The organism is Georgenia wutianyii (assembly GCF_006349365.1).
Lineage (GTDB): Bacteria > Actinomycetota > Actinomycetes > Actinomycetales > Actinomycetaceae > Oceanitalea > Oceanitalea wutianyii.
This window is the reverse complement of record NZ_CP040899.1, coordinates 2,986,330-3,010,617: the sequence shown is the minus strand read 5'-3', so window position 1 is coordinate 3,010,617 and position 24,288 is coordinate 2,986,330. Positions and strand designations below refer to the sequence as shown.

15 protein-coding genes are annotated in these 24,288 nt (G+C 72.7%); 8 read left to right on the top strand and 7 right to left on the bottom strand.

Annotated features, from left to right (window positions below):
* The first annotated feature begins 43 nt into the window (after nt 1–43).
* The 8 genes from secY to FE251_RS13200 all read left to right on the top strand — a co-directional run bounded on the left by secY (nt 44) and on the right by FE251_RS13200 (nt 12,107).
* Complete coding sequence (gene secY, locus FE251_RS13235) at nt 44–1,348, top strand: preprotein translocase subunit SecY (protein WP_139071829.1); 1,305 nt, start codon at nt 44–46, stop codon at nt 1,346–1,348.
* Nucleotides 1,345–1,917, top strand: a complete 573-nt coding sequence (locus FE251_RS13230) for an adenylate kinase (protein WP_139071828.1) — start codon at nt 1,345–1,347, stop codon at nt 1,915–1,917. The genes secY and FE251_RS13230 overlap by 4 nt, the downstream gene beginning before the upstream one ends.
* Nucleotides 1,917–2,744: a type I methionyl aminopeptidase gene (map, locus tag FE251_RS13225; protein WP_139071827.1), complete on the top strand. Its 828-nt coding sequence runs from the start codon at nt 1,917–1,919 to the stop codon at nt 2,742–2,744. The genes FE251_RS13230 and map overlap by 1 nt, the downstream gene beginning before the upstream one ends.
* A 7-nt stretch (nt 2,745–2,751) precedes the next feature.
* The gene (locus FE251_RS13220; RefSeq protein WP_139949025.1) at nt 2,752–5,229 is read left to right on the top strand and encodes a helix-turn-helix transcriptional regulator; all 2,478 of its coding nucleotides are present in this window, start codon (nt 2,752–2,754) and stop codon (nt 5,227–5,229) included.
* An 84-nt stretch (nt 5,230–5,313) separates the two neighbouring features.
* A complete protein-coding gene (locus FE251_RS16040) occupies nt 5,314–7,749 on the top strand; it encodes a LuxR C-terminal-related transcriptional regulator (RefSeq protein ID WP_139949024.1) in 2,436 nt (811 codons plus the stop codon).
* Between the two features lie 154 nt (nt 7,750–7,903).
* Entirely contained in the window at nt 7,904–8,929 is a 1,026-nt protein-coding gene (locus FE251_RS13210) for a glycosyltransferase (RefSeq protein WP_223147545.1), read from the top strand.
* 190 nt (nt 8,930–9,119) lie between these two features.
* Entirely contained in the window at nt 9,120–10,373 is a 1,254-nt protein-coding gene (locus tag FE251_RS13205; RefSeq protein ID WP_168202741.1) for a right-handed parallel beta-helix repeat-containing protein, read from the top strand.
* A 285-nt stretch (nt 10,374–10,658) separates the two neighbouring features.
* Nucleotides 10,659–12,107 (top strand): lipopolysaccharide biosynthesis protein, encoded by a 1,449-nt coding sequence (locus FE251_RS13200; RefSeq protein WP_168202740.1) that lies wholly within the window; start codon nt 10,659–10,661, stop codon nt 12,105–12,107.
* A gap of 37 nt (nt 12,108–12,144) precedes the next feature.
* Here FE251_RS13200 and FE251_RS13195 read toward each other — a convergent pair whose 3' ends face one another.
* The 7 genes from FE251_RS13195 to FE251_RS13165 form a co-directional block, all read right to left on the bottom strand.
* A complete protein-coding gene (locus tag FE251_RS13195; protein ID WP_168202739.1) occupies nt 12,145–13,125 on the bottom strand; it encodes a glycosyltransferase in 981 nt (326 codons plus the stop codon).
* Nucleotides 13,122–13,967 carry a glycosyltransferase gene (locus FE251_RS13190; RefSeq protein WP_139949021.1) on the bottom strand — a complete coding sequence of 282 codons (846 nt, stop codon included), beginning with the start codon at nt 13,965–13,967 and terminating at the stop codon, nt 13,122–13,124. Before FE251_RS13190 ends, FE251_RS13195 begins: the two co-directional genes overlap by 4 nt.
* Complete coding sequence (locus tag FE251_RS13185) at nt 13,964–15,103, bottom strand: Coenzyme F420 hydrogenase/dehydrogenase, beta subunit C-terminal domain (RefSeq protein WP_223147544.1); 1,140 nt, start codon at nt 15,101–15,103, stop codon at nt 13,964–13,966. The genes FE251_RS13190 and FE251_RS13185 overlap by 4 nt, the downstream gene beginning before the upstream one ends.
* Before the next feature lie 95 nt (nt 15,104–15,198).
* On the bottom strand, nt 15,199–16,512 hold the full coding sequence (locus FE251_RS13180; protein WP_139949019.1) for a polysaccharide pyruvyl transferase family protein: 1,314 nt from the start codon (nt 16,510–16,512) through the stop codon (nt 15,199–15,201).
* Between the two features lie 198 nt (nt 16,513–16,710).
* Nucleotides 16,711–21,813, bottom strand: a complete 5,103-nt coding sequence (locus FE251_RS13175; protein ID WP_139949018.1) for a Kelch repeat-containing protein — start codon at nt 21,811–21,813, stop codon at nt 16,711–16,713.
* 4 nt (nt 21,814–21,817) lie between these two features.
* Nucleotides 21,818–22,717, bottom strand: a complete 900-nt coding sequence (locus FE251_RS13170; protein WP_139949017.1) for a glycosyltransferase — start codon at nt 22,715–22,717, stop codon at nt 21,818–21,820.
* 23 nt (nt 22,718–22,740) lie between these two features.
* On the bottom strand, nt 22,741–24,207 hold the full coding sequence (locus FE251_RS13165; RefSeq protein WP_139949016.1) for a sugar transferase: 1,467 nt from the start codon (nt 24,205–24,207) through the stop codon (nt 22,741–22,743).
* Between the last annotated feature and the right edge of the window lie 81 nt (nt 24,208–24,288).

Below are 24,288 nucleotides of genomic sequence, written 5' to 3'. Positions count from 1 at the left end.
GCAAGGTAGCCCCATGACGTGACGATGCATTCCAGGAGGAAGATTGCTCAGCGCATTCGCCCAGGCGTTCCGTACGCCGGACCTGCGGCGCAAGCTGCTCTTCACGCTGGGGATCATGGCGATCTTCCGCCTCGGGTCCGTCGTCCCCACCCCCGGGGTGTCCTACCCGAACGTGCAGCAGTGTCTCGACGCCGCAGGCAGCACCAACGACCTGCTCGGCCTCGTCAACCTGTTCTCGGGTGGAGCCCTGCTCCAGCTCTCGATCTTCGCGCTGGGCATCATGCCCTACATCACCGCGAGCATCATCGTGCAGCTGCTCCGCGTGGTCATCCCGCGGTTCGAGGCGCTGCAGAAGGAGGGCCAGGCCGGCCAGGCCAAGCTCACCCAGTACACGCGCTACCTGACGATCTTCCTCGCCATCCTGCAGTCGACGACGATGATCACGATGGCCCGCAGCGGCAACCTCATCCCCGGCTGCCCCGTGCCGCTCATCCCGAACGACTCGGTGATGACGATCATCCTCATGATCATCACGATGACCGCCGGCACCGGCTTCATCATGTGGCTCGGCGAGCTCATCACCGAGCGCGGCGTCGGCAACGGCATGTCGCTGCTCATCTTCACCTCGATCGCGGCCGGCTTCCCGTCGGCGCTGTGGTCCGTGGGTGGTGCCGCCAACGGCATCGCCAACGTGACGATCGTCGTCGCGCTGCTGCTCGTCATCACGCTGCTCGTCGTCTTCGTCGAGCAGTCCCAGCGCCGCGTGCCGGTCCAGTACGCCAAGCGCATGGTCGGACGGCGCATGTACGGCGGGTCGAGCACCTACATCCCGATCAAGATCAACATGGCCGGCGTCATCCCGGTGATCTTCGCGTCGTCGCTTCTCGCGCTGCCGGGCCTGTTCGCCCAGTTCGGCGACCAGACCGAGGGCTGGGTCCAGTGGATCTCCCTCAACCTGCTCTCGCCGTCGGCGCCGCTGTACATGGTGATCTACTTCTTCCTCGTCCTGTTCTTCGCGTTCTTCTACACGTCGATCACGTTCAACCCCGACGACGTCGCGGACAACATGAAGCGCTACGGCGGGTTCATCCCCGGCATCCGCGCGGGCCGCCCGACGGCCGAGTACCTCCAGTACGTCATCTCCCGCATCACGACGGCCGGCGCGTTGTACCTCGCGCTCATCGCGATCTTCCCGGTCATCGTGTTCGCCGCGCTCAACCTGCCCGACACCGTCGGCTTCGCGCTCGGCGGCACGTCGATCCTCATCGTCGTGGGCGTCGGTCTGCAGACCGTCAAGGAGATCGACTCCCAGCTCCAGCAGCGTCACTACGAAGGGTTCCTGCGATGAGCCGCCGCCTCGTCCTCCTCGGCCCGCCCGGAGCGGGCAAGGGCACCCAGGCCGCCCGCCTGAGCGCCGAGCTCGGCATCCCGGCGATCTCCACCGGCGACATCTTCCGCAGCAACGTCGCCGAGCGCACCGAGCTCGGCCGCCGCGCGCAGCGGTACATGGACGCGGGGGAGTACGTCCCGGACGAGATCACCAACGCGATGGTCCGCGACCGGCTGGCTCGCGAGGACGCCGCCGAGGGGTTCCTCCTCGACGGCTACCCGCGCACGCTGGACCAGGTGCGTGAGCTCGACGACATGCTCGCCGCGAACGGCCTCGCCCTGGATGCCGTCATCGAGCTCACCGCCGACGACGAGGTCGTCGTCCAGCGCCTCCTCGGCCGGGCGGCCGAGCAGAACCGCGCGGACGACACGGACGTGGTCATCCGCCGCCGGCTCGAGGTCTACCACGACCAGACCGCCCCGCTCGCCGACCACTACGCCGAGCGCGGCATCCTCGCGCGCGTCGACGGGATCGGCGCCGTCGAGGAGGTCACCGAGCGTCTGCTCGGCGCGCTCCACGCGGGCTGATGCGCGAGCGCATCGAGTACAAGACCCCGGACCAGGTCCGGGTCATGCGGCGGGCCGGCCTCGTCGTCGCGGACATCCACGCGGCGCTGCGCGAGGCGGCAGCCCCCGGCGTGAGCACGGCCGACCTCGACGACGTCGCACGCGGTGTCCTCGAGCGGGCCGGCGCCCGGTCGAACTTCCTCGGCTACCACGGCTACCCGGCGCACGTGTGCATCTCCGTCAACGAGGAGGTCGTCCACGGCATCCCGGGCAGCCGCGTGCTCGCCGACGGTGACGTCGTCTCCTTCGACTGCGGCGCCGTCGTCGACGGCTGGCACGGGGACGCGGCCTTCACCATGGTGCTGGGCGAGGCGGACCCCGAGGACCTCGCGCTGAGCGAGACGACCCGCAGGGCCATGTGGGACGCGATCGCCGCGCTCGACGGCGCGACCCGCATCGACGTCGTCGGTGAGGCGGTCGAGGACGCGGTGGCCGCGCACGAGGCTGCCGGCCACGCCCCGCTCGCCGTCATCGAGGACTACGTGGGCCACGGGATCGGCTCGGCGATGCACCAGCCGCCCGACGTGCTCAACTACCGCACTGCCCGCCGCGGGCCGCGGCTGCGGCCGGGCATGTGCCTGGCCATCGAGCCGATGATCACCCGAGGCGCCATCGAGACCCGGATCCTGGCGGACGACTGGACCGTCGTCACGGCCGACGGCGCGCGATCGGCGCACTGGGAGCACACTGTCGCGGTGCTCGAGGAGGGCCTGTGGGTGCTCACGGCGCCCGACGGTGGGGCCGCTGAGCTCGAAAGTCGAAACGTACGGTTCACCCCTCTGTCATGATAAGGACATGGGTGGCGGGCGGCGGGTGCGGGGTCCGCTTCCGCGTGCCAGCCGGACGGCGCACGTCGCGCCGCGGGTCCTCGCCGCACTCGAGTCCCGTGCCCCGCTGACGGTCCTGCGTGGTCCGCGCGGGTACGGGAAGACGACCGCGCTCGTGGAGTGGCTCTCGCGCCAGACCGACGACGTCGAGACGCTCTACGTCCCGCTCGACGCCGAGGCGCGGCTGCCGAGCGGCTTCTGGTGCACCGTGCGCGACGCGCTCGTGCGGGCAGGGCTCGCCGCGCAGGACGGCGTCGGTGACGTCGCGCGCGGGGGCGCCGAGCAGTCGGCCGTCCTCCGGTCCGTGAGCGGCCGCGAGGACACGCTGCGCATCGTCCTGGACAACTACCACGAGGCCGGGCTGCTCGACGGACGCGCGGAGATCGACGACGACCTCCTCGAGCTCGTGCGCACCAGTCCCGCGCTCGAGCTCGTCGTCGCGACCCGGGCCCTGCGCTCCCTGGAGACCACCGGGGCGCTGTCGGTCGACATCACCGTCGTGCGCCCCGCCGACCTCGCCATGCACCCCGACGACGTCATCGCGCTCGCCGAGCGGCACAGGGTCGCGATCACCCAGGACCAGGCCGACCAGGTGGTCGTCGAGCTCGGTGGCTGGCCGGCCGCCGTCCGGGCGTGCGTCGCGGCCGCCGCCGTCGGCGGGCACGAGGTGCGGGTCGACGCGGAGACGGTCGACGGGTACATCGACACGCTCCTCGCCGACGTCCGCTCGGCGGCCCTGCGTGAGTTCCTCCTGCGCACCTCGGTGCCCGACGAGTTCTCCGCCTCCGCCGCCCGCGCGATCGTCCCGGACGGCACCGGCATCCGCGAGCTGCGCAACCTGCGCCTCAGCGGGCTGCTGCGGGAGCGGGACACCGTCAACGGGCTGCGCTACTCCTACCCGCCGGCCGTCCGCGAGGCCCTGCGCCGGGTCGGCGTCGAGCGCCACCCCGAGCTCGAGCGGGAGGTCCACATCGCGCTCATGGCCCTCGCCGCCGAGGAGGAGGGCCCCGTCGGCGTGCTCGGGCACGCCGTGCGGGCCAGGGAGTGGGACACGGCGCTACGGATCATCGAGGAGGAGTGGGCCGGCCTCGTCACCGGGCACCCCGAGCGCCTCATCGAGGTCGCCCTGGAGTTCCCCCGCGACCTGCTCGAGTCCGAGCCCCGGCTCCAGGTGGTGCGCCGTCACCTGCCGCGCATGGCGGGCGGGGCCGGGCTGCGCGCGAGTGAGTGGAAGCCGACCGGTGCGCACTTCGTCGACGCCGCCGTGCAGCAGCGCTGGCGTGAGATGGAGGAGACCACCGACGAGGTGCTCGTCCTGGTCCAGTCGGGCCTCGCGGCGGTCTTCGCAGGCGAGAACGAGGCGGCTGCGTACGCCTTCGAGCGGGTGCGTGACCACGGCCTGGCGCACGACGACCGCACCGCCCGGCTCATGGGGATCGGCGGCATGCTCACCGCGAAGGCGATCCACGGGGAGGCCGACCTCGCGCTCGCCCTCCTCGATGACCCGGAGCTGGCCGACGTCGTCGCCGGTGGGGACGACGACGACGTCAGTGTGCTCGTCCGGGTCAGCGCGCGGATCATGCGGGCGATGGCCAGCGTGGACGCGATGCGTCCGGACGCCGAGGACGCCGTCGGCGCCATGCTCGAGCCGGTCCGGCGTGATGAGCTGTGGGCACTGGGCATCATCATCCGCGGCCTGTACGCCTCGGTGTACGGCAGCCCGGAGGACCAGGCCCGCATCGTGGGCCAGCTGCGCGCAGCGATGCGGCACCTCGAGCCCGGCGGGATCGCCGAGTCGACGATCGCCACCCAGCTCGTCGAGCTGCTCGTGGCCGGGGGAATGGTCGACGTCGCGGAGCAGGTCTTCGAGCGGCTCACCGACTCCTTCGTCTCGAGCGCGACGCGCGCCTACCTCCTCCAGGCCCAGGGCCGGGACCAGGAGGCGATCGATGCCGCCTCGCGCGGCCTGGCGGACGCGCGGATGACCGCCCGCAGCCGGGTCTCCAGCGAGCTCGTCATCGCGGGCTCGCTCTACCGGCTCGGGCAGACCACGGCGGCGCGGCGACGGTTCGGACGCGCGGTCCGGGTGGCGTACGAGACCGGGCAGCGCCGACCGTTCGCACTCATGGCTCCGGAGGTCTTCGCCGCGCTCGCGGGCCACGACCCCGAGCTGCTCGCGCTGCGTCCGCTGCCGTCCACGGCCGAGGCCTCGCTCCAGCGCCCGGTGGCCGCCGCCGTGCCCGGGCCGACCGAGCTCAGCGCCCGTGAGCTGCAGGTCCTCGCCGCCCTCCAGGACTGCCCCGGTCCCGCCGGGGTCGCGGCGGCCCTGGGGATGTCGGTGAACACCGCCAAGACCCACCTGCGGCACGTCTACCGCAAGCTCGGCGCCTCGAGCCGCGACGAGGCGCTCGTCCTCAGCCGAGGCCTCGTCAGAGGACGGAGCTGACCCGTGCCGGACCGGGGGAGCCGTCATAGTGGCCTGCCACGAGTCCCGAGCATCTTCTGCCCGACGCCTGCCGCCCAGGAGGTCGTGCGTCACCTGCCGCCGCTCGTCGTCCTGCGCGCCCCGCGCGGGTTCGGCAAGACGAGCACCGTCGCCTACTGGCTGCGCAGCGGCGCGCTCGACGACCGCACCGCGCTGTGGCTCACGCTGCCCGAGCACACGACGCCCGCCGAGCTGTGGGCCGCGATGCACGCCTCGCTCGTGTCCGTGGGCCTCACTGAGCCGACGGTCGCCCCCGACCGGGGGGCGGTCGACCAGGTCCTGCGGCAGCTGGGCCGACGGCTCGTCGTCGTCGTCGACGGCCTGCACAACCTCACCGACCACGCGGTCGACGCCGAGCTCGTCGAGCTCGCCCAGGCCCACGAGCTCGTCCACCTCGTCGTCCTCACCCGGGTGGACACCCCGATCGTCAGCATCGGGCCGGCGACCGTGGACACGACGGTGCTCGGGGTGCCCGAGCTCCTGCTCACGACCGCGGAGGCCAGGCTCCTCGCCACGCGCCTGGGCCTGAGCGCGGAGGAGGAGGAGCTGGCCCGGCTGGTCGCGGACTACGCGGGCTGGCCGGCGCTGGTCCGGGCGGCGCTGCTGGACACGCGGCGCGGACCCGACGGGCGGCTGGTCACCGAGCCGACCGGGGCGGCGCGGTACGTCTCCCTCATCCTCGCCGACCCGGAGCAGCAGAAGTGGGGTCCGATCGTCAGGGCGCTGGCGGTCCCCGGTCCGGTCCAGCGCGACGACCTGCCGGTGCTCTTCGACGACCCGGAGCAGCGGGCCGCCGCCGAGCTCGTCATGGCGAGCTCCTTCACGATGGTCCGCGCGAACGGGTACGCCGTGTACCCGGACGGGCTGCGCACGGCGATCGTGGAGAACCTACGCACCGAGGACCCGGAGCGCTACCGGGAGCTCAACGAGCGGGTGAGCCGGCGTCGGCGCCGACAGCAGCGCCCGGAGGAGGCGCTGCGGTACGCGATGCGGGCCGAGTCGTGGCCGCTCGTGCTCGCGATCCTCGAGGAGAACTGGGCTCAGCTGCTGCGGCGGCACACCGGCCAGGTCACCGCGGCGGTGCAGGCCATGCCCCGGGAGCTCGTCGCCTCGAGCCCTCGTCTCGTGGTCGCCCGTGACTACGTGCTCGACCGGGCCGTGGCGGTCCAGGCGGAGGCAGCGCTGCGCGGTGGGCTGCTCACGCCGAGGGCCCGCATCCCGGTCGGGTCGATGACGACGACGCAACGCCTCGCGCTGCGCTTCGACGGCACACCGACGTTCGGGGCCGAGGACATCCTCCTCGGCCGACTCGACAGCACGCTCACGAGCGGCGAGCACGGCCAGCACGCCCCGCACGTCGAGCGTGCCGTGCCAGAGCTGCTCACCCAGTGGGCGCTGTCCCTGCTCTACGACAACGACGGCGTCGGTGCGGTGTACGGCTTCGCGCTCGCCTGCCAGGAGGCCGAGCGGCTCGGCGACGCCCCGGCTGCGCGGGAGGCGGCGAGCGCGACCGCGCTCGCGATGGCGCTCCTCGGTCACATCCGGGTGGCCGAGATGTGGACCGAGCACGCCGCCCGCTTCCCGGTCCCGCCGTCGCGCCTGGAGGAGGTCGCGGAGCCGCTGACGCTCGCCCTGGTGCGAGGCCTGCGCATGGAGGAGACCCCCTGGCCGGAGCCGCCGCAGGCGGGTCTGGAGCACGGCCTCGCGCCGCTCGCGGCACTCAGCCGTGTGGCGGCGGCGTTCGCGGACATCCTCTTCGGACGGCTCGAACGCGTCCGGGCCGAGCTCCAGCGGCGGACGGGTGACCACGAGGGGGAGCAGGAGGAGGTCGTCCGGGCCTCCGTCGGGGCCCTGCAGGTCGACCTCGCGCTCGCCGAGGGCCGGATCGACCGTGCGGGGGCGCTGCTGGTCGGCACGCACGGGGGTGACTCGTGGTCGCTCGCCTCGCGCGCGCGCCACGCCTTCTACGTCGGCGCGTACGCGGAGGCACTGCGGTTGACGGAGCAGGCCGCGTCGCACGCCGGGACCAGGCCGCGCGTGGGCCTGGAGCTGCTCCTCCTGCACGCGTGCGCGGCGTGGCGCTCTGGACAGCGCGAGGCCGCCGTCGACCACCTGGCGAACGCCGTGAGCATCGCCGCGGACACCGGTGTGCTCAGCCCGTTCATCACGGTGCCGCGGGCCGACCTCGAGGCCATCGCGCCCGCGGGGTCCTGGGCCCGCGAGCTCCTCGACCAGCCTCCGCTCGCGGGCACCGACACGGTCTTCCCCGAGCCGCTGCGGGCGGGGCAGCTGAGCGTCGCCGAGATGCGGGTGCTCCGTGAGCTGCGCGCCGGCGTGCCGCTCGCGCACATCGGACGACGGCTCTACCTGTCGGAGTCGACCGTGAAGACCCACGTGCGGCGGATCTACCGCAAGCTCGGTGTCTCGGACCGGGCGCACGCCCTGGAGCGTGCCCGCGAGCTGTCGCTGCTGGACGACTGAGCGGGTCTCACCCCCCGGCGAGCTCCGATTCGGCTCCCGATCACCCGGGCGTGCGGGGTCGCCGGGGTCGGGGAGGTGGTGGGCTGATCAATGCATCCGTCGGCCGGCAGGTGCGTGTCCCGGCCGGCCGCTGCTTCCGTCGGGGAGGGCCCACGTGAGCTCCGTCAGATCCATCACCGCAGCGTCCGCACGCGCGGGCGCCCCGCGCCGCAGGCGCGCGCTGCTCGTGGCCTCCACCGGAGGTCACCTCGAGCAGCTGTGGCGTCTCCACGAGCGCTTCCGACCACCCTTCGACGAGGTCGAGTGGGCGACCTTCGACGAGGCGCAGTCCCGCTCGCTCCTCGCCGGGCAGGTGGTCCACCACGTGCCCTACATCCCGCCACGCGGGTACGGGCAGGTCGCGAGGGCGATGGTGGGCGCCCGCCAGATCCTGCGCTCGGGCCGCTACGACGTGGTGGTGAGCACCGGCTCGGGCATCGCGCTCGCCTTCCTCCCGGTGGCCCGCGCGCTGGGGCTGCAGACCCACTACGTCGAGAGTGCCGCGCGCGCGGACGGCCCCAGCCTCACCGGCCGGCTCGTCTCACGGGTGCCTGGAACCAGCACCTACAGCCAGTACCCCGCGTGGGCGGGCGATCGCTGGCAGTTCCGCGGCTCCCTGTTCGACGGGTACGAGGCCGTGCCCGCCGTGCCCGCCTCGCCCTCCGGGGCAGCGCACCGGGTGGTGGTCACCCTCGGGACGATGCGCCGTTACGGGTTCCGCCGGGCGGTGGAGGCCGTGCTCCGCGCGCTGCCCGAGGTCCTGGCGCCGGACGCCGAGGTGCTCTGGCAGGTGGGCGTCACCGACTGCTCGGGCCTGCCGCTCGACGGCCGGGCGGACGTCCCCGCGGCAGAGCTGCGCAGGGCGATCGCCGACGCCGACCTCGTCGTCGCGCACGCCGGGATCGGCTCGTGCCTCACGGCGCTGGACGCCGGTCGCACCCCCGTGGTGCTGCCGCGACGGCGGAGCGAGGGCGAGCACGTGGACGACCACCAGGAGCTCATCGCGCGCGAGCTGGACCGGCGCGGACTGGCGGTCCGCAGACTGCCCGGGGAGCTCACCGCGGCGGACCTCATGGCGGCGATGTCACGGCGCGTCCAACGAGCAGAAAGCACCCGAGAATTCACTCTCGGAAGGGTGTGACGATTCTCACTAATTGCTCGACGGCTATTCGCTGACCAGGCGATTTGAGCCCATCTGTCCCGGTTTTGGGACTTTGGGCCGATTTGGCATGTAACGATCTGGTTACAGTGGGGGCGTTCACGGGGGACCGGGCGGGATCCCCATACAGGCGTGCTCAGGCACGCCTCCCTCCCAAATGAAAAGAGTACCCATGCGAGCCACACACATACTCGCGGCCGTCGCCGTCGCGCTCGGGGGAGCGATCACCGTCGCAGCCCCCGCCGCCGCCGTGACGGCCGGAGTCCCCGATGGAACCACCCTGACACCTTCCGGAAGCCTGACGATCACCGAGGACGGCACCGTCATCGACGGACTCGACGTCCACGGCAACATTCACATCAAGGCCGACGACGTGACCATCATGAACACGCGGGTCACCTACGGCGGCAACCACAGCATCCGCGTCGACTCGGACGTCGAGAACGCACAGATCCTCCACTCGACCGTGAACTGCGAGAACCCGAAGAAGACGAACGGCATCACGTTCGGCAATTACTACGCCGAAGGCGTCGCTATCGAGGGATGCCGCCACGACTTCATGTCCTCGGAGAAGTCGCCCGCCGTCGTCGTCGACAGCACGGTCGACGGCGTGCCGTACGAGCTCAACGCCGGCCAGCTCGGTGAGTCGGTGCTGCCGGAGCCCGCGCCGGGGCCCGAGTCCGGCCGCGACGGGTTCCCGACCGCGGAGACGACCGGTGTTCCCGACGGCGTCAGGCTCACGGACTCCGGCGGCCTGACCATCACGGAGCCGGGCACCGTCGTCGAGGGCATGCACATCCGCGGCACTGTCACCATCGCCGCCGACGACGTCACCATCCGCAACTCGCTGATCGAGACCGGCACGCCCCAGTACCCCGTCAAGGTGGAGAAGGGCGTCACGGGGGCACTCATCGAGAACGTCGAGATCGACAACCAGGACGGCACCGGCATCGGGGTCTTCTTCAAGGGGGCCGGAACTCTACGTGGGGCGGACATCCACTCCGCCGAGGACGGTATCCGGATCGAGGCGGACAACGTCACCGTGGAGGACACCTACATCCACGACCTCTTCCGTCAGCCCGGTGGCCACCACGACGCCCTGCAGATCCGCAAGGGTGACAACATCACCATCCGGGGCAACAACTTCCAGGCCTACCGGGCGGCGACGGACGACCCGATGAACGCGGCGATCCAGATCGGCTCGCTGCTCGGTGACGACCCCATCAGCAACCTCGTGGTGGAGGACAACCTCTTCAACGGAGGGAACTTCACCATCAACGGGGGCAAGGGCATCGTCGACAGTGCGCGGTACAGCAGGAACCAGTTCGGTCCCAACTACCGCTACGGCGCCGTCGGCAACCTCGCCGACGCCAGCCGGTGGGACGACAGCAACGTCTGGCAGGGCACTGACACGCCGGTGCGCTGATCCAGCACTCCGATGACGGGCCGGTCCGACGCACGTCGGGCCGGCCCGACGTACGTCACCGTCGGCTCACCCCCGGTCCGGGAGCCGTTCACCTCTCGGTCCGCCTGGGCGCGGGGACGGGCGTCACTACGCTGAGAGGGTTGCTACCGGAGGAGGCGAGGAGGTCCGGACTTGCGTCTCCGCGGAGAGGGCGGTGGAACAGGCAGGAGCACGCCGCGAGAGCTCGACGGCTGGCTCGCGCGGTCCGTCGCGGACGGGCAGCTCGGGCGCTCGGTCGCACGGGGAGTGAGCTGGACGCTGCTCGGGAGCTGGCTGTCCGCCCTGGTCCAGATCGGGACCACGATGGTGCTCGCCAGGCTCCTCACCCCCGCTGACTTCGGGCTCATGGCGATGGCGCTGACCCTGAGCGTCATCGTGACCCAGTTCAGGCAGCTCGGCCTCAGCCAGGCCGTCGTCCAACGCGCCGACCTCACCTGGAGCCAGGTGAACGCGCTGTTCTGGGTGAACGCGGTTGCCGGTCTGGTCCTCGCTGCGCTGGTCGCGGTGGGCGGCGTGCCGCTGGCGTCGTTCTACGACGAGCCGGCTCTCGTGCCGATCTGCATCGCGCTCGGTGCCGGGTTCGTCGTGTCCGGCCTGTCCGTCCAGCACGGCGCGCTGCTCAACCGCGCCATGCAGTTCCGGCGGATCTCCATGAGGGACGTCCTGGCCGGGCTCCTCGGCAGCGTCGCGGCGATCGTCGCGGCGCTCCTGGGGATGGGTGTGTGGTCGCTCGTGGTGCAGAACGTCAGCGCCCTGCTGTTCAGCACGGTCCTCAACTGGTGGGCCGTGCCGTGGCGTCCCTCGCGACCGCGTCAGCTCGCCGAGGCACTGCCGCTGCTGAGGTTCGGCGCGCACGTGTCGATCGCCAACCTCTTCCACACCGTGTCCCGGGAGGCCGACAACGTCGTCATCGGTCGGTTCCTCGACGCGGGCGTGCTGGGTCTCTACACGCGCGCGTACAGCCTGCTCATGCTGCCGTTGCGCCGGATCAAGACACCGATCCAGTCCGTCATGGTCCCCACACTCGCGAGCCTCCAGGAGGAGCCCGAGCGCTACCGTCGCGCCTACCGTGCGGCCATCAGCGGCTTGTGCCACGCGGGCATGCCCCTCGTGGTCGTCCTCGCCGTCGGTGCGAGGGAGATCGTCGACGTCGTCCTGGGCGACCAGTGGCTGGCCGCGGCGGGGATCTTCCAGCTGCTCGCCGTCGCGGGATTCGTCCAGCTCGTCTCGACGACGACGGGCTGGATCTACACGAGCACGGGTCGGGGCAGGCCCTACGCGGGCTGGGCCGTGCTCAGCGGGGCGGTGACGGTGGCGGGCTTCCTCGTGGGGGTGCGCTGGGGCGTCGACGGCGTGGCGGCGTCGTACGCCGTGAGCCAGGTTGTCCTGCTCGTCCCGGGCTTCGTGCTCGCCTGCAGGCACACCTCGGTCGCGCTCCGTGACCCGTTCGTGGCCATGACCCGTCCCGCGGTGATCGCGCTGCTCGTGCTCGGCGTCTCCGTGACGGTCCGGTCGGTCCTGCCGCAGGACCTCGGGTCGGCGGTCGTCCTGCTCGTCGTCGGCGCCAGTGCGCTGGTCGTGTGGGGTTCGTGCATGGCGCTGTGGCGCGGCGCTCGCCGCGAGCTCGCCGTGCTCGTCAGGACCGTCCGGAGCGGTCGCGGGGCCAAGCAGAAGCTGGGCGCACCTGCGAGCTGAGCCCCCGGAAGGACCTGCTCGGGAGTGCCCTGACGCGTCAGCGCGTCGCCCGCGCTCCCCCCGTCTGCACGGGACCCGGGGCGGTGTCCACCGGGAAGCGCACACCGCGGAGCAGCGCCCGGACGGCCTCGCGGTGCTGAGGACCGCGGCGGACCCGGAGCACCTCGTTGAGGAGCACGGCGGACCAGTAGGCCGCGCTCGGCAGCGCCCGATGGCGTCGGCGATACAGGCGCGTCCGGTTCACGGCCGCGAGGCTCCACAGCCACGGCGACGTGCCGAGCTCACCCCCGGGGTGCATGACGCTCGCGTCGGCGACGAGCGCGAGGCGCAGGCCGGCATCGCGCGTACGCAGGGCGAAGTCGGTCTCCTCGGAGTAGAGGAAGAAGTCCTCCGACCACGGGCCGACTCGTTCGACCGTCCGGGGCGCGATGAACATGGCGGCACCGGTGGCCCAGTCCGCGGTCGCGCCGTCGACGTACCTGTCCACGTCGCCGACGACCTCACCGAGCAGAGGCACGCGTGACGCGCGCCGGCCCCCGAGTGTGGCCTCTCCCAGCGCTCGCCAGAGCGTCGGCTCACGCCGCAGCGAGAGCTTCAACCGACCTTGCTCGTCGACGATCCTAGGGACCGCGATCCCCAGCCCGGTGTCCGTCTCGACCGCGCGCGCGAGGCGGTCCACGCTGCCCGGCGAGGGGATCGCGTCCGGGTTGAGCACGTAGGAGCCGCGACGTGCCGACGAACAGCTCAGCGCCAAGTTGATCCCGGCCGCGTACCCGCGGTTGGCGCCCACCTCGAGGACCACCGCCCACGGAGCCACGGTGCGGACGAGGTCCGGTGTGCCGTCCCGTGAGCCGTTGTCCACGACGACGACCCTCGCGGTGCCCGCGCCGGCGAGGGCCGCCGGCAGGGCGCGCAGGAACCCCTCGATCAGCGGTGCGCTGTTGTAGGTCACCACGGCGACGAGCACGTCCGGATCGGCCTCCGCCGCTGCCGGCGTGGGGGCCGCGACCGCCGTCACCACTTCGCGGGCCTCCCGGCCAGGCGCGCGACCTTCTTGCGAGCGGAGCTGACCTTACGGCGCCACCCCACGTAGGCGCGCGGGTCGACCGAAGCCGCTTGCAGGACGCGTGCGCTGCGCTCGAGCTGGGCGGTCCAGTCGGCGACGGTCTCGACGCCGTTCGCCGCCGCGGAGAGCGGCATCCGGTCACGCAAGTCGGCGTCGGTCCGGATGAGGGTGTGCGGCGAGCGAGGGTCGTCCATGTGGTCCTCAGGCACGAACGGGTAGTAGAAGCCGTTCAGTGCGCCCGCCTGGGCGAGACGGATGCAGAAGCTCGTGAAGGCCTCGCCCTCCCGGATCCCACCGTGCTGGACCGCGAGGGCGCGAGGCATGAGGTAGCCGCTGCCCTGGACCCAGAGGTTGCGCATGAGCCGGTGGCCGCCGGCCAGCGTGACGGTTTTGCGCTGGGCGAGCGCGGGGAGGTAGTCGGAGTCGGGATGGCGCCAGCTCCCGACCACGCCCAGCTCGGGGTTCGCGTCGTGGGCCGCGGTGAACGTGTCGAGCCAGCCGGGGGCGACACGGCAGTCGTCATCGACCTTGGAGACGAACCGCGCGGTCGACTCCTGCCACAGCCAGTTGGTCGGTTCGCGGAGCCGGACGTTCTCCCTGCTGTGGTGGTACCGGTGGACCCGGGGGTCGCTGCGGAAGGGGCGCAGCGCCTCGAGGGTGGCCTCGTCGTCGCCGTTGTGCCACAGCCAGACGCGGTCGCGCTCCCCGAGCGTCTCGAGGAGGCGCGGGAGGCTGAGGTGGAGGTAGCCGGCGCTGCGGTAGGTGATCATGAGGATGTCGGCTCGGTGGCTCATCGCGCCGCCACCTCCGGGCGCCGCAGGCCGCGCTCGCGGGCGCGCCGGTAGGTTCCCCCGACGGACGTGACCTTGCCGCGCAGGGGGAGGTCCCACCACAGCCGGAAGGCGGGCATGTGGCGGTAGCGCGGCACCTTCAGGCCCATGAGGGCCATGGTGAGCACGCGGCCCCAGACCGCGCCGCGGGTGGCCGCGAGGCCGGGCTGCGACTGCGGAAGGCGGTCGAGGGGGAGCGGTTCGCCGGCGAGGGCACCGTCCGCGAGGGCCGACATCAGCGCCGCCCGCCCGGCCTCCGTGCGCACGACGACGAGGGAACGCCCCGGCTCGTCGGGCCCGATCTCGCGGTACCACGGGTCGCCCACGGAGAGATCGGCGAACTCTCCGGTGTGGTCCGGGCAGACGAGGCAGCGCCACTGCCGGTGCTTGGTGAGGGTGCCGCCCCACGACTCGGCGTACGACATGCTCCTCACCTCCCCGTCGGTCCCGCGGACCCGGAAGAGCCCCGGCCAGCCCTCGCCGCGGTAGTCGACGGAGACGACGTCGGCGGGGTCCGTGCCGAGCCGGCGGACGAGCTTCTCCGTCGCGGCTGTCGACGGCGTTCCGGCACAGAAGATCGCGATCGTGACGTCGAGCTTGCCGTCGAGCACCGGCCGGAGCTCGGCGGCGCGACGGGTGGCGGCGACGTCGCACGGCTTTCCGACGAAGACGGTCCGGCCCTCTGCCTGCTCCACGAGGTCCAGCCGTTCGCACGGGCTGGCCGGGGAGTACCGCGAGCCGGTGGCCGCCGTGATCGTCGCGTAGGTCGTGTTCCGGACGGTGACGTTGCGCAACGGGTCGCCGGGGTCGGCCTGCACCTGCAGGGCGCCGGTCGCGCGCCCGGACGTCACGGCGTGGGCCGCGAGGGCCGTCGTCACGCCGCCCGAGGAGCCGCGGTGCCGGACGTCCGGGTCGGTGGACCAGCACTCGTAGAGCGCGAGGACCGGACCCCACTCCCCGCGCAGTGGGGCGCCGTCCAGCGCTCCTGGATCGTGGGCGAGGGCGCGGCCGGGGCAGGCGGCGAGCGCATCACCGGTCACGGTTCCGTTGACGGAGGCGATCGGGAGCGGACGTCGCCCGACGCCGGGCACCTCACGCATCTCGAGCGCGTCAGGCGCGAGGTGGGCGCAGGCACCACACCCTGTGCACAGGTGCGCGTCCACCACCTCCTGGATCGAGCGGGGCGTGCGGCCGATCACGCCACCACCTCCGCGGATCCCTCGGCCCGCCACGCCTGTGCCGCAGCAAGCACCTCGTCGAGCTGCTCGGTGGCGCGGTCGACCACGGCGGGGACGTGGTCCTCGAGACGACGGCGGACCTCATCGCGGGCGGAGAAGGACGCCATCGCCTGCTCGACGGCCTCCGCCCCCGCAATGTCGCGCGCGTCGGCGACCTGGTCCGCGGTCCCACAGGTGCCGAAGACCCCGCGCGCCTTGTCGCTGTAGGCGTAGCCGAACGCGGGGACGGCGGAGCTGAGCGCGGCGATCGTCGCGTGCATGCGCGAACCGGTGAACCAGTCCATCCGCGCGATGCACCACTTGAGGCGAGCCGCCCGGAGTGTGGGGTCGAGCCGCCACGTGCGCCGGCGCTCCGAGGGGCTCAGGGCGTCGTCGATGAGGTCGAACGCCGCCGAGTCGTTCTCGAGAGGGTGCTTTCCGTGCACGTGGGAGACCAGCACGACGTATGCGCCGGCGGCCACCAGGGCCTTGACCATGTCGGTCATGGTCCCGATGTAGTCGCCTGCGAGCCCGAAACGCTCCCCGGCCGACACCTCACGCAGGAGCCCGCTCGCGTTCACCCCGACCACGACCTCACCGGCGAGCGCGTCGAGGTGCGCCGCGATCGCGTCGTCCGGCCGCTGGGGGGCCAGGCCGAACGCGACGTCGACCCCCTCGCGGAAGCGACTGCTGTGGGCGTCCGGACCCGCGAGCTCGAGCAGACGGTCGTGGCTCCAGCTGTCGCGTGCGTAAGCGATCGTCGCCGAGCGCACCAGCCGCTCCGCCCGCCGTCGGCCGTCGGTCGTGGTGAACGGCCCGTAGGTCTGGGGGAGGAGCACCAGCGGTCTTCCGGAACGCAGGGCCGCCTCCTTCGGTGCGCAGACCGTGTCGAGACGCTGGGGTCCGTAAAGGTCGGTGAAGCTGTCGCCACCGCTGAGGTCGACGACAGCGTCCGCCTGTGTGAGGCGTGCGACAAGAGGGTTGCCGAGCCCACCCAGCGCCTGGTCGATCCGTACGCGTGTCCAGCTCTCCCGACGGTGCCAGCGCCGTGAGTTCCGCACCCCGATGCGCTCGACGACCGCGGAGCTGTCTGGCAACGGGGTCGTCCGTACTCCCCACCCGCCGTCCAGCATGCTCAACCGTTCGACCGAGGGTGCCCCTGCGAGATACGTGGCGACCGAGGTCCCCAACGCCTCGACCCCCCGGTTGTCGTTGTCGAGAGGGGCGCCCGCGAGGACGATCCTGATCCCGTCCTCGCGTGCCTCGATGGGGGCGTATGAGTTGGTCTTCATGGTCGGCGGGCGCTCCTCGGAGGTCGTCCATCAGCGAGTGGGGTGAGTCGGGAAGTTCTTCTGTGCGGTCGAAGCTCTGGCGCCTGTCCGGCCCCGCCCACGGCGGGCACTGCTGCGCGCCCACCAGCCTGGTGGGGGAACGGGTGAGCCGGTGAGTGGGCGCCCACGTCCTGGTCCGTCGGGGAGACGGGCACCGGCTCACTCATCGGGCATCGTCATGACCTCGTGCACGGAGGACGCGCTCGCACCGGTGGACGTGCCGCCGCCCACGACGTGGAGGCGGCCGTCGATCACGGCAGCCGCTGCGCCGTGTCGGGCCGTGGGCATCCGCCGCAGGGCGGTCCACTCGTCGGCGACGGGGTCGTAGACCTCCGCGGCGTCGAAGGGCAGCCCGTCGGGACGGGCCTCGCCGCCTGCGGCGACGATCCGGCCGTCGATGACTCCGGTGGCCATGGTCCGCCGGGCGGTCGGCATCGAGGCCCGTGGCGTCCACGCCCCCGCTGAGGGGGTGAGAGCCTCGACGGACCCGAGGGTGGGTGAGGGGGACTGCCCGTTCGCGAGACGTGTACGGCCGCCGAAGACGTACAGGGTGTCGCCGACGACGGCGGAGCCGGGGTTGTCCCGGGCCACGGACAGGGCCGGCGCTGTCTGCCAGGTGCCGGTCGCCAGGGTGAGTCGCTCGACGACGGCGGTGGACGCGCCGTTGCTCGTCATGCCACCGGCGACGTAGACCTGGCCACCGACCACCTGGGCCGTGGCACCGCCGCGGGCCGTGGGCAGCGCGGGCAGGGCCTGCCAGCTGTTGCTCGCGGGGTCGTAGGACCAGGCGGCGGAGACGGCGCCGGAGAACGGTGCGGTGGACCCGCCGAGGACGAGGAGCCTGCCGTCCGCCGTCGTGACCGCGGGGTTCTCGACCGCCGGTCCGGGACGGTCCGCCACCCGTGTCCACGTCCCGGGGCCGGCGTCGTAGCGGTAGACACGGTTGGAGTGCCCGTCAGGTCCCTTGCCGCCGACCACGTACATGGCGTCCCCGATCGCGACCCCGCCGGCATCCAGCACCTCCACGGGCAGCGGCGCGGCGGTGCTCCAGCAGCCGATGTCCCGGGGGGACAGGAAGGTGATCTTGCCCCCGGACCCGGCGAACTCGCCGACGACGATACGCCCGTCCGGGGCCTGGGTGATGGGGAGCGGGTCGGTGAACCCGCCGACGAGGCTGCGCGCCCGCTCGACCGAGCGGCCGTCGGGGGACAGCCGCACCGCCGTGATGTCGTCGCCGACGGAGTAGTTGGTGATGAGCAGGTCGTGGTCGAGCGCGCCGCAGAAGGCGTCGCCGTTGAACTCGATGATGCCGTTCGCGGAGCGGTTCGAGCCGAGGTCGGCGATCGGCGGGGTGTAGTTCGGCAGGGGCGCGACGCTCTGGTAGCTGCCGTCCTTGAACACGCACTCACCTCGCGTGGGGTTGGGAGAGCCGTAGTAGCGCCCCTCCTCGAGGAGGTTGAGCGAGTCGTGCTGGTTGCCGGGGTTGTTGCCTCCTTGCGTCCACGCGCGGGTGTCGCCCATACCGAAGCAGGGTGCCTGGGCGGAGGGCGGGTAGCTCCCCACGACGCCGAGCCCGTTGTCCGGCCCGTACATGTTGCCGTTGGAGTGCTCGACGAAGTCGTAGGTGTTGCGCAGGCCCGACGCGAAGACCTCGACGTCACAGTCGCCCGAGAGGTAGATGTCCGTCGGGTGCGCGCACGCGCCGTCGAACCCGGGCGCCTTGACGTCGGCGACCAGGAGGGCGGCGGAGAGCGGCTGCTCGCCGCGGTCACCGAACTCGGTGTTCGCGAGGTTCGGGGCGCCGGCGCCGGTGTTCCCGCCCTGCGCGATGTAGAGCCGCCCGTCGCTGCCGAAGTGCAGGGCGTTGGTGCCGTGGTTGGCCACCGATCTCGGCAGGCCGGTGATGACGTCCGTGCGCTGGCCGAGGCCCGGGCCGGAGAGGCGCGAGACGACGCCGGAGTCGGCCTCGCCCTCGTCCGCGGACGGGGAGGAGTGGCCGGCCCAGACGATGACGTCCTGCGGGGTGGAGGCAGGGTCGACCGTGAGCCCGAGGGCCAGGCGGCTGCCGAGCGTGGAGACCACCTGCGTGTCGGAGACGGTGCCGTCCGGGGCGAAGGACAGGACGTAGATCCTGCCGAACATGGACTGGACGTAGAGCCTGCCGTCCGGCGCGAACGCCATGGACGTCGGGAACGGCACGGGCACCGAGTAGCGGTCGAAGGGGTAGTCCGCGACGTCCGACGGGTCGTGCTCGCCCGTCACCGAGAACTGCGAGAAGCCGAACTCGGTGTCCTGCGTGGCGGTCCGCCGGCTGGCGAACAGTCCGCCGAAGCTCCGGGTGCCGATGAGGGGGTCGATGCCGGCGGCGTCGAAGCTGAAGAACTCCCCGGGGACGTCGAACGAGCGCATGGCGGACCGGCCGCCGTCGCCCACCCGGTAGTAGCCCGTCGCCTGGCGGGTCACCGGGTCCACCCGGATGGACAGCTCGACGGGGGTGCCGGCGGGAATGGTGAGGTAGGCGGAGTTGCGCCGGGCGACCTCGACGCCACCGACCTCGAGGACGTGCTCCACCCGCCAGCCGAGCGGGGCATTGACGAGTGAGACCCGGTCGACGTGGTCCTGGTCGTAACCGAACCAGATCCCCGCCTGCTCGAACTTGCCGGTCGCGGCGGGGAGCTCGGCGATCGTCGCGGTGAGGACGGTGGTCGTGGTCGGGCCGTCGAACCCGACGCCCAGGGCGTTGTCGAGCGTGTTCTCCTTGACCGAGCCGGCGGTGCCGGTGATGTCCAGGGTGCCGTCGCCGAGGTCGACGTCGAGGTGGTCGGGCCTGTACTCGGTGCCGTCGGGGCGGGCCAGGAGCATGGTGAACCCGGTACCGACGCCGGAGGAGTCGATGATCCCGCCGCTCCCGTAGCGGAAGCCGAGGTTGTAGGGCGTTCCGACCTTGATGAGCTCGCACGAGACGGGCTCGCAGCCGCCGGGGTCACCGACGACGAGCTCCACAGGGAGGACGGCCGAGAACGCGCCGGGGGCGGTGGCCACGACGTGACCGTGCCACACCCCTGCCGTCAGCCCGGAGGGGTCGACGGTGACGTCGACGGCCGCCGGGGCGGTGGCGGTGGCCGGGGTGACCTGGAGCCACGGGGCCGTCGACTCCAGGGACACGGCGGTGCCGGGGCTCGTCGCGCTCACGGTGGCTTGACGGGTGGTCGGCGTCTCGCCCTGGGGGACCTCGACGCGCAGCGTCCCGGGATCGAAGGCCAGTGAGTTCGTGTCGTTGACCGTCGTGAAGGCCGTGTGGGTCACGTGCACGGCGCCGTCCGAGCCCAGTACCGCCACGGTGATCGTGTGCTGCCCGTCGGGTATCTGCGCGGTGTCGAACGGTGCCGCGGAGTGCGCGACGGAGCCGGGGGCGAAGTCGAACGGTGGGGCCGAGTCGGTGCGCAGCGGCTGGCCCGTCATGCCGGGATCGTCCAACCACCACGTGGTTGAGGAGACGCCGTCGGTCTGGGCGAGGAACGCGTACATGCCGCCGCTGACCGTGCGGCCCGCGAGCGGGGTGGGGGAGCGGCGCTTGGCGTCGGCGCCGGTGACCACCTGGAAGGGGGCGGTGTCGCGCACGGTGAACGTCACGGGGACGACGACGTCGGGCAGGTCGGGTGACGTCAGGGTCACCTCGGTGCTGTGCTCGCCCGGCGGCAGGCTGCCGGGCGTCGCCCGGACGGCGAGCTGGGCCGGGGTGGTGCTCGTCGGCGGGTCGACCACGAGCCAGGGGGAGGAGGTGGACACCTCGAAGGGGACGGCGGTGCCGTCGCTCGCGCTCACGAGGAGCGGCCCGGTGACGGGGTCGCCGCCGGCCGGTGCCTCGAGCGTGATGGCGCCCGGGTCGACGACGAGCCCCGGCTCGGCGTCGACGACGAGCGACACGGTGAGCACGCCCGTCACCGCTCCGCCCGCGGTGGCCGTGAGGCGGCCGGTGTGGGTGCCGCCCGGCAGGCCGCTCGGATCGACACTCACCGTGACGTCCGCAGGTGTCGTGACCGTGGTCGTGGCCACGGAGAGCCACGGGGCGTCGCTCGTCAGCGTCACCGTCGTGCCCGGCGTGGTCGAGGTGAGCGGCACCGAGCGGGTGACGGCACCGTCGTCCTCCGCGGCCTCCACGACGAGCCGTGCCGGTTCCCAGGTGAGCGCGTTCGTGCCGTTGGCGGTGACGAAGTGCGCCGAGACGACGTGCTCGGCGCCGTCGGTGGTCGTCACCCGCACCGTGATGACGTGCTCCCCGTCGGGGAGCATCGTCGTGTCCAGGGGCTCGGCGCGGTGGGCGACGGAGCCCGACCCGAAGTCGAACGGAGCGGCGGAGTCGGTCCGCACGGGAGTGCCACCCATGTCGGGGTCGTCGAGCCACCACGCCGTGCTCGCGACCCCGGTCGTCGGGGCGAGGAGGGGGTACACCGCCCCGGAGATCTCGGCGCCGTCGAGCGGTCGCGGGCTCGTGCGCTTGGAGCTGAGGCTGTGGACGACCGTGAAGCCCTCCAGCGGCGCCGCGGACACGGTGAACGTGACAGCGACCGTGGCGCTGGGCAGGCCGGGCGACTGGAGCACGACCTCGGCCTGGTGGGTGCCGACGGGGAGTCCGGCCGCTGCCGTGAGGGTGAGCTGGGCGGGGGAGGTCGCGCCGCTCGGAGTGACCGTCAGCCAGCCCGATGACGAGGTGGCCGAGAACGTGCGCGCCACGCCGTCGGACGTGCCGACGTCGACGGTCGCGCCCGGTGCGGCACCACCCTCGGTGGCGGTGAGGGCGACGGTGGAGCGCGAGGTGGTGAGCAGGGCGGCGACGTCGTTGTCGGTGACGAACACCGCCTGCAGGGTCGCGGGCCCGGTGCTCGTCGTCACGCGGGCCGTGATCGTGTGCTCGCCGTCGGGCAGCGTCGCCGTGTCGAAGGGGGCCGAGGAGTGGGCGACCGAGCCCGGCGAGTAGTCGAACGGGGCGGCGGTGTCGGTGCGGACCGGGGCCCCTGTCATCTGTGGGTCGTCCAGCCACCAGCTCACGGCGCTGACGCCGGCGTTGCCGGTGAGGAAGGGGTGGATGACGCCCTGGACGTCGGCGCCGTCGAGGGGGCCGGGGGAGCTGCGCTTGCGGTCGAGGCTGAAGGAGATGGTCTCGTCGCCGGTGGCGGCCGGGGCGGACCCGGCAGCGACGAGGGAGAGCAGCACGGTGAGGGCGGTGAGGAGGGCCCAGCGGCGGGCCTGGGGTCGAGCCATGATGTCAGTACTCCGGAGGGACGTGGACCGCGGGGGAGGTGGCGCGGGGGAGGGTGGGAGGAGGGGAGGGGGTGCGGCTGCTCTCGTCCCGCAGCCACACGGTGCTGCCGCGGGAGATCGCCCAGCGGGCCCTGAGGCGCGCGATCGCGGCGGTGCCGAGGAAGACGGCCACACCCGGTGCCAGGCGCGGTTCAGCACGGGCGAGGGCCAGCAGCGTGCCGAGGCCGGCCCCGGAGCCGCGGACGACGGGAGCCGAGGAGTCGCGGGCGAGCCGGTGGTTCCCGGTCATCGCCCGCACCCGCCGCCGGAGAAGGTCGCCGTAGCGCCGTGGCGGCTGGATGAGGACCCGGGCGGTGGGCACGACCCTGACCTCGTGGGGTGCGAAGGACATCGCCGCGACGAGGTCGTCGGACATCGCCTCGCGCCACCCTGCGAGCCGGCTGTGGCCCTCCTCGTCGACGGCGATGACGCCGCGCCCGTAGAGCTCGGCGCGCACGCCCGGGAGCCTCTGCCAGACGGCGTAGTAGGCGCGGACCGTCCGGCTCACCCCCTCCATGACGAGCTCACGCGTCGGTCCTGCGGCGTGGACCCCGGGCTCGTCGAGGGCGGCGGCGAGCGCGCGCAGGTCCTCGGTCGTGACCACGACGTCCCCGTCGACGTAGAACCGCGGGAAGCGTGAGGTGAGGGAGTCCCCCAGGGCGAGCGCCTGGACCTTCGACGGGACCGGGGTGTCGACCACCCGGACACCCGCGTAGCCGCGCGCGACGTCGGCCGTGCGGTCCGTGCACCCGTTGGCGACGACGACGACCTCCGTCGCGCCGTCGGCCGGGAGCGCGGCGAGGAGCCGCCCGAGGACGTGCTCCTCGTCGTGTGCCGGAATGATGATCGCCCCCGTGCCGCTCATGTCGCACCTTCGTCCTGACGTGATCAGTACGCGCCGTTCCCGCTCAGCACCGCGTGGGCGGTGCGCCAGAGGATCGCGACGTCCATGCGCACCGACCAGTTGTCCGTGTAGCGCAGGTCCAGGCGCACCGACTGCTCGACCGAGAGGTTGGACCTGCCGCTGACCTGCCACAGGCCGGTGAGCCCGGGCTTGACGCGCAGTCGCTGGAGCACGTCGCCGTCGAACTGGGCGACCTCCGACGGCAGGGCGGGCCGTGGTCCCACGAGGGACATGTCGCCCCTGACGACGTTCCACAGCTGCGGCAGCTCGTCGATCGAGAGCCGCCGCAGGACGCCCCCGACCCGGGTGACCCGCGGGTCGTCACGGAGCTTGAAGAGCATGCCGTTGCCCTCGTTGCGGTCACGCAGCGCCTCGAGCCTCGCCTCGGCGTCGACGTACATCGAGCGCAGCTTGAGCATGGTGAACGGGACGCCGTCCAGGCCGACCCGGGTCTGCGCGAAGAAGGCCGGCCCCGGGGAGGTGAGCCGCACGGCGAGCGCGGCCGGGAGGATGACCGGGGTGGCGAGGAGCAGCAGGGCGGTTCCGACCACCTTGTCGAACACGAGCTTGGACAGGCGGCTGGGCCGGGGCGGCACGAGGGACACGCCCAGCAGCGGCGTGCCGCCGAGCGACTCGACGTGGAGGCGGCGCGGGGCCACCTCGGTGATCGAGGGCAGGACGAGCAGGTCGGTGGACAGGAGGCCCAGCCGCCAGCCGAGCCGGCGCAGGTCCGCGGCGTCCATCGCCCCTGCCGAGACGAGGACGGCGTCGATGTGCAGGTCGCGGACGAGGTCAGGGACGTCGGCGTACCCACCGAGCACCGGGCTGCGACTGCCGGCGTCCGCGGTCGTCGTCGGCGTGCACACCCCGACGACGACGAGCGCACGGGACTCGGCCTCCTCGAGCACGTCGAAGAGGTGGGTGAGCTCGGTCTCGGGCCCGACGAGGAGCGTGCGCCGGAGGAAGACACCGCGGGCCCGGACCTGGCGGGTGAGCAGACGAGCGACCAGCCGGACGAGGGCGGCCGCGAGGACGGTTGCCGCGAGGGCCTCGAAGAAGAGCCGGCGCGGAACCTGTGCGATCCCGGCGTAGTGGACGGCCAGCGAGGTGACCGCGAGCACGCCGGTCACCCGCATGAGGCTGCGGGGCTCGTTGCCGCCGGTCGCGGCGCCCGCGGGGCGGTAGCCCTGGCACAGCGCCATGGTGAGGACGAACCCGACGCCGGCGAGGACCGCCAGGGCGAGGGAGGCCTCCGGGGCACGCGCCCGGCCCGTCACGAGGCCGACGACGGTGGTGGTGACCGCGAGGTCGGTGACCACGAGGGCGACCAGGTAGCGGGAGACGGCGGTGTGCCAGGGCGTCGTGCGCCGGGCGGGACGGCCGCGGAGGAACGGGCGTGAGGAGGGGTCGACCTGGTCGGCGTCGCGGAACCGGTCCGTGTGAAGGGTCATGAGAGCCGCCTGCGGGATAGCACCGGGGGAGCCGGTGACGGAGCCACCAGCGGCAGCCGCCCTCGGGCGAGGACGGTGTGC